The following is a 5,650-nucleotide window of genomic DNA, read 5'->3' on the forward strand; positions in this document are numbered from 1 at the left end:
GAGAATGGCGATGGTTTTGCTCAGTTGGCGAGACGATCAGCTACAGCTTCGAGGTAACGAACAGTGGAGCTACGACCCTAACGAATGTGACGGTAACGGATCCATTATTGGTGGCGCCAAGCGGCAGCCTTACCGGCGGACCGATCGCGAGCCTTGCACCAGGAGCGGTAGACACGGCGACCTTTAGCGAAGCTACACGATCCAGCAGTCCGACATCGATGCTCAGAGCGTATCGAACCAGGCTACGGTACGGAACGACACCTGACGGAGATGATGTCAGCGACCTATCGGATGACAACAGCAACCTGGAGAATGATCCAACGGGTACGGACCTTCCCGAGGACAGCGAGATATCGATCATCAAGACGTCGGTGTTCAACGATGAGAACGGCGATGGCTTTGCTCAGTTGGGCGAGACGATCAGCTACAGCTTTGAGGTGACGAACAGTGGAGCTACGACCCTTACGAATGTGACGGTAACGGATCCACTACTTGATGGTGCCAACGGTACGTTGACTGGCGGTCCCATCGCTACACTGGCACCAGGAGCGGTAGACACGGCGACCTTTAGCGAAGCTACACGATCCAGCAGTCGGACATAGATGCTCAGAGCGTATCGAACCAGGCTACGGCTACGGAACGACACCTGATGGAGATGATGTCAGCGACCTTTCGGATGACAACAGCAACCTAGAGAATGATCCAACGGATACGAATCTTCCTGAGGACAGCGAGATATCGATCATCAAGACCTCTGTGTTCAACGATGAGAACGGCGATGGCTTTGCTCAGTTGGGCGAGACGATCAGCTACAGCTTTGAGGTGACGAACAGTGGAGCTACGACCCTAACGAATGTAACGGTAACGGATCCACTACTTGATGGTGCCAACGGTACGTTGACTGGCGGTCCCATCGCTACACTGGCACCAGGAGCAACGACACGACCTTTAGCGGAAGCTACACGATCCAGCAGTCCGACATCGATGCGCAGAGCGTATCGAACCAGGCTACGGCTACGGAACGACACCTGACGGAGATGATGTGAGCGACCTATCGGATGACAACAGCAACCTGGAGGATGATCCAACGGATACGAATCTTCCTGAGGACAGCGAGATATCGATCATCAAGACCTCTGTGTTCAACGATGAGAATGGTGACGGCTTTGCTCAGTTGGGGAGACGATCAGCTACAGCTTCGAGGTAACGAACAGTGGAGCTACGACCCTAACGAATGTAACGGTAACGGATCCACTATTGGTGGCGCCAAGCGGCAGCCTTACCGGCGGCCCGATCGCTACACTGGCACCAGGAGCGATAGACACGACGACCTTTAGCGGAAGCTACACGATCCAGCAGTCGGACATCGATGCTCAGAGCGTATCGAATCAGGCTACGGCTACGGGAACGACACCTGACGGAGATGATGTGAGCGACCTATCGGATGACAACAGCAACCTGGAGGATGATCCAACGGATACGAATCTTCCTGAGGACAGCGAGATATCGATCATCAAGACCTCTGTGTTCAACGATGAGAACGGTGACGGCTTTGCTCAGTTGGGCGAGACGATCAGCTACAGCTTTGAGGTAACGAACAGTGGAGCTACGACCCTAACGAATGTGACGGTAACGGATCCACTATTGGTGGCGCCAAGCGGCAGCCTTACCGGCGGTCCTATCGCGAGCCTTGCACCAGGAGCGGTAGACACGGCGACCTTTAGTGGAAGCTACACGATCCAGCAGTCGGACATCGATGCTCAGAGCGTATCGAACCAGGCTACGGCTACGGAACGACACCTGACGGAGATGATGTCAGCGACCTATCGGATGACAACAGCAACCTGGAGAATGATCCAACGGATACGGACCTTCTAAAAAATGGTAGAATATCTTTGATTAAAATAGGGGTTTTCAACGATGAGAACAATGATGGAGTGGCGCAGGTTGGCGAAATATAAGTTATTCTTTTGTAGTAACAAATACCGGAAATGTTACGTTAACGAACGTTATTATTGCAGACCCGTTATTGGTTACACCAAATGGCAGTCTTACGGGTGGCCCTATTGCGAGCCTTGTACCTGGCGAAAGTGATTCGAATACGTTTGTAGGAACTTATACTTTATCCTTAACTGACGTAAACGCATCACAGGTCAGCAATCAAGCGACGTCGAAGCACAAGATCCCGATAATTCAAATGTCACGATCTATCAGATGATAATAGTAATTTCGAAAACGATCCGACTATAACATCTTACGATGCGGTCGATGCGATTAACCTTATTAAGAGAGGAACCTTTAATGATGAGAATGGAGATGGGTCCGCTCAGGTTGGTGAAACTGTCAGTTATTCATTTACTATAAGAAATGCAGGTAATAGGACAATTACTAACATTGTTTTATCTGACCCATTATTACAAGGAATAAACGGTACATTGACTGGCGGTCCTATTACGAGCCTTGTACCTGGAGCGATAGACACGACGACCTTCAGCGGAAGCTACACGATCCAGCAGTCAGATATTGATAATTTGCAAGTCACGAATCAAGCAATTGTTACTGGACAAGATCCTGATAATAATAATGTCACGGATACTTCTGATGATAATAGCCCAATTGAGAATGATCCAACGGATACGGACCTTCCCGAGGACAGCGAGATATCGATCATCAAGACGTCTGTGTTCAACGATGAGAACGGCGATGGCTTTGCTCAGTTGGGCGAGACGATCAGCTACAGCTTTGAGGTGACGAACAGTGGTGCTACGACCTAACGAATGTAACGGTAACGGATCCACTACTTGATGGTGCCAACGGTACGTTGACTGGCGGTCCCATCGCTACACTGGCACCAGGAGCAACGGACACGACGACCTTTAGCGGAAGCTACACGATCCAGCAGTCCGACATCGATGCGCAGAGCGTATCGAACCAGGCTACGGCTACGGGAACGACACCTGACGGAGATGATGTGAGCGACCTTTCGGATGACAACAGCAACCTGGAGAATGATCCAACGGATACGAATCTTCCTGAGGACAGCGAGATATCGATCATCAAGACCTCTGTGTTCAACGATGAGAATGGCGATGGTTTTGCTCAGTTGGGCGAGACGATCAGCTACAGCTTCGAGGTAACGAACAGTGGAGCTACGACCCTAACGAATGTGACGGTAACGGATCCATTATTGGTGGCGCCAAGCGGCAGCCTTACCGGCGGACCGATCGCGAGCCTTGCACCAGGAGCGGTAGACACGACGACCTTTAGTGGAAGCTACACGATCCAGCAGTCGGACATCGATGCTCAGAGCGTATCGAATCAGGCTACGGCTACGGGAACGACACCTGACGGAGATGATGTGAGCGACCTATCGGATGACAACAGCAACCTGGAGGATGATCCAACGGATACGAATCTTCCTGAGGACAGCGAGATATCGATCATCAAGACCTCTGTGTTCAACGATGAGAACGGTGACGGCTTTGCTCAGTTGGGCGAGACGATCAGCTACAGCTTTGAGGTAACGAACAGTGGAGCTACGACCCTAACGAATGTGACGGTAACGGATCCACTATTGGTGGCGCCAAGCGGCAGCCTTACCGGCGGTCCTATCGCGAGCCTTGCACCAGGAGCGGTAGACACGGCGACCTTTAGTGGAAGCTACACGATCCAGCAGTCGGACATCGATGCTCAGAGCGTATCGAACCAGGCTACGGCTACGGGAACGACACCTGATGGAGATGATGTCAGCGACCTTTCGGATGACAACAGCAACCTAGAGAATGATCCAACGGATACGAATCTTCCTGAGGACAGCGAGATATCGATCATCAAGACCTCTGTGTTCAACGATGAGAACGGCGATGGCTTTGCTCAGTTGGCGAGACGATCAGCTACAGCTTTGAGGTGACGAACAGTGGTGCTACGACCCTAACGAATGTAACGGTAACGGATCCACTACTTGATGGTGCCAACGGTACGTTGACTGGCGGTCCCATCGCTACACTGGCACCAGGAGCAACGGACACGACGACCTTTAGCGGAAGCTACACGATCCAGCAGTCCGACATCGATGCGCAGAGCGTATCGAACCAGGCTACGGCTACGGGAACGACACCTGATGGAGATGATGTCAGCGACCTTTCGGATGACAACAGCAACCTGGAGAATGATCAAACGGATACGGACCTTCCGGATGACAGTGACATATTGCTGCTTAAGGAGAGCACGTTCAACGATGAGAACGGTGACGGCTTCGCACAGTTGGGCGAGACGATCAGCTACAGCTTCACTGTAACGAACACCGGAGCGACTACGTTGACGGATATCACGATCACGGATCCACTACTGTGGCGCCTAACGGCAGCCTTACTGGCGGCCTATCGCGAGCCTTGCACCTGGAGCGGTGGACACGACGACCTTTAGCGGAAGCTACACGATCCAGCAGTCCGACATTGATGCGGGAACGTAACCAACCAGGCACTTGCCACGGGAACGAATCCTGATGGGACGATGTGACGGATACCTCTGATGACCCTAACAACCGACGGATGAGGATCCGGACGGCGACGGCGACCCAGATGACCCAACGGATACGGACCTTCCAGATGACAGTGACATATCGCTGCTTAAGGAGAGCACGTTCAACGATGAGAACGGTGACGGCTTCGCACAGTTGGCGAGACGATCAGCTACAGCTCACTGTAACGAACACCGGAGCGACTACGTTGACGGATATCACGATCACGGATCCACTACTAGTGGCGCCTAACGGCAGCCTTACTGGCGCCCTATCGCGAGCCTTGCACCTGGAGCGGTGGACACGACGACCTTTAGCGGAAGCTACACGATCCAGCAGTCCGACATTGATGCGGGAACGGTAACCAACCAGGCACTTGCCACGGAACGAATCCTGATGGTGACGATGTGACGATACCTCTGATGACCCTAACAACCCGACGGATGAGGATCCAGACGGCGACGGCGATCCAGATGATCCAACGGATACGGACCTTCCAGATGACAGTGACATATCGCTGCTTAAGGAGAGCACGTTCAACGATGAGAACGGTGACGGCTTCGCACAGTTGGGCGAGACGATCAGCTACAGCTTCACTGTAACGAACACCGGAGCGACTACGTTGACGGATATCACGATCACGGATCCACTACTAGTGGCGCCTAACGGCAGCCTTACTGGCGGCCCTATCGCGAGCCTTGCACCTGGAGCGGTGGACACGACGACCTTTAGCGGAAGCTACACGATCCAGCAGTCCGACATTGATGCGGGAACGGTAACCAACCAGGCACTTGCCACGGGAACGAATCCTGATGGTGACGATGTGACGGATACCTCTGATGACCCTAACAACCCGACGGATGAGGATCCAGACGGCGACGGCGATCCAGATGATCCAACGGATACGGACCTTCCAGATGACAGTGACATATCGCTGCTTAAGGAGAGCACGTTCAACGATGAGAACGGTGACGGCTTCGCACAGTTGGGCGAGACGATCAGCTACAGCTTCACTGTAACGAACACCGGAGCGACTACGTTGACGGATATCACGATCACGGATCCACTACTAGTGGCGCCTAACGGCAGCCTTACCGGCGGACCGATCGCTAGCCTTGCACCAGGAGCGGT

Annotated in this window: 8 protein-coding genes and 4 pseudogenes; all 12 read left to right on the forward strand. The window is 53.0% G+C overall.

From position 1 onward, the window contains the following. Positions 1-32: 32 nt before the first annotated feature. Positions 33-602 (forward strand): annotated as a pseudogene (locus BST86_RS00050) (DUF7507 domain-containing protein); the annotation flags it as partial. A 142-nt stretch (positions 603-744) separates the two neighbouring features. After that, a pseudogene (locus tag BST86_RS15185) lies at positions 745-921 on the forward strand (DUF7507 domain-containing protein); the annotation flags it as partial. A gap of 44 nt (positions 922-965) precedes the next feature. Continuing rightward, entirely contained in the window at positions 966-1,046 is an 81-nt protein-coding gene (locus tag BST86_RS15190) for a hypothetical protein (protein ID WP_456237714.1), read from the forward strand. Continuing rightward, complete coding sequence (locus BST86_RS14800; protein WP_172443277.1) at positions 1,043-1,207, forward strand: hypothetical protein; 165 nt, start codon at positions 1,043-1,045, stop codon at positions 1,205-1,207. The genes BST86_RS15190 and BST86_RS14800 overlap by 4 nt, the downstream gene beginning before the upstream one ends. Beyond that, positions 1,186-1,878: a DUF7507 domain-containing protein gene (locus tag BST86_RS00065; protein ID WP_456237715.1), complete on the forward strand. Its 693-nt coding sequence runs from the start codon at positions 1,186-1,188 to the stop codon at positions 1,876-1,878. Before BST86_RS14800 ends, BST86_RS00065 begins: the two co-directional genes overlap by 22 nt. 79 nt (positions 1,879-1,957) lie before the next feature. Then, positions 1,958-2,218 (forward strand): DUF7507 domain-containing protein, encoded by a 261-nt coding sequence (locus BST86_RS15135; RefSeq protein WP_105981490.1) that lies wholly within the window; start codon positions 1,958-1,960, stop codon positions 2,216-2,218. 64 nt (positions 2,219-2,282) lie between these two features. Further along, positions 2,283-2,411, forward strand: a pseudogene (locus tag BST86_RS15140) (DUF7507 domain-containing protein); the annotation flags it as partial. A 24-nt stretch (positions 2,412-2,435) separates the two neighbouring features. Then, the gene (locus tag BST86_RS00075) at positions 2,436-2,774 is read left to right on the forward strand and encodes a DUF7507 domain-containing protein (protein WP_394340881.1); all 339 of its coding nucleotides are present in this window, start codon (positions 2,436-2,438) and stop codon (positions 2,772-2,774) included. 47 nt (positions 2,775-2,821) lie between these two features. Then, the gene (locus BST86_RS00080; protein ID WP_105981486.1) at positions 2,822-3,910 is read left to right on the forward strand and encodes a DUF7507 domain-containing protein; all 1,089 of its coding nucleotides are present in this window, start codon (positions 2,822-2,824) and stop codon (positions 3,908-3,910) included. After that, positions 3,907-4,425 carry a DUF7507 domain-containing protein gene (locus BST86_RS00085; protein ID WP_105981487.1) on the forward strand — a complete coding sequence of 173 codons (519 nt, stop codon included), beginning with the start codon at positions 3,907-3,909 and terminating at the stop codon, positions 4,423-4,425. Before BST86_RS00080 ends, BST86_RS00085 begins: the two co-directional genes overlap by 4 nt. 391 nt (positions 4,426-4,816) lie before the next feature. Further along, positions 4,817-4,930: a DUF7507 domain-containing protein gene (locus tag BST86_RS15195; protein ID WP_456237713.1), complete on the forward strand. Its 114-nt coding sequence runs from the start codon at positions 4,817-4,819 to the stop codon at positions 4,928-4,930. Between the two features lie 106 nt (positions 4,931-5,036). Then, positions 5,037-5,636: pseudogene (locus BST86_RS00045) on the forward strand (DUF7507 domain-containing protein); the annotation flags it as partial. Between the last annotated feature and the right edge of the window lie 14 nt (positions 5,637-5,650).

Origin of the sequence: Nonlabens agnitus (genome assembly GCF_002994045.1) — a bacterium.
GTDB classification, from domain to species: Bacteria; Bacteroidota; Bacteroidia; order Flavobacteriales; family Flavobacteriaceae; genus Nonlabens; species Nonlabens agnitus.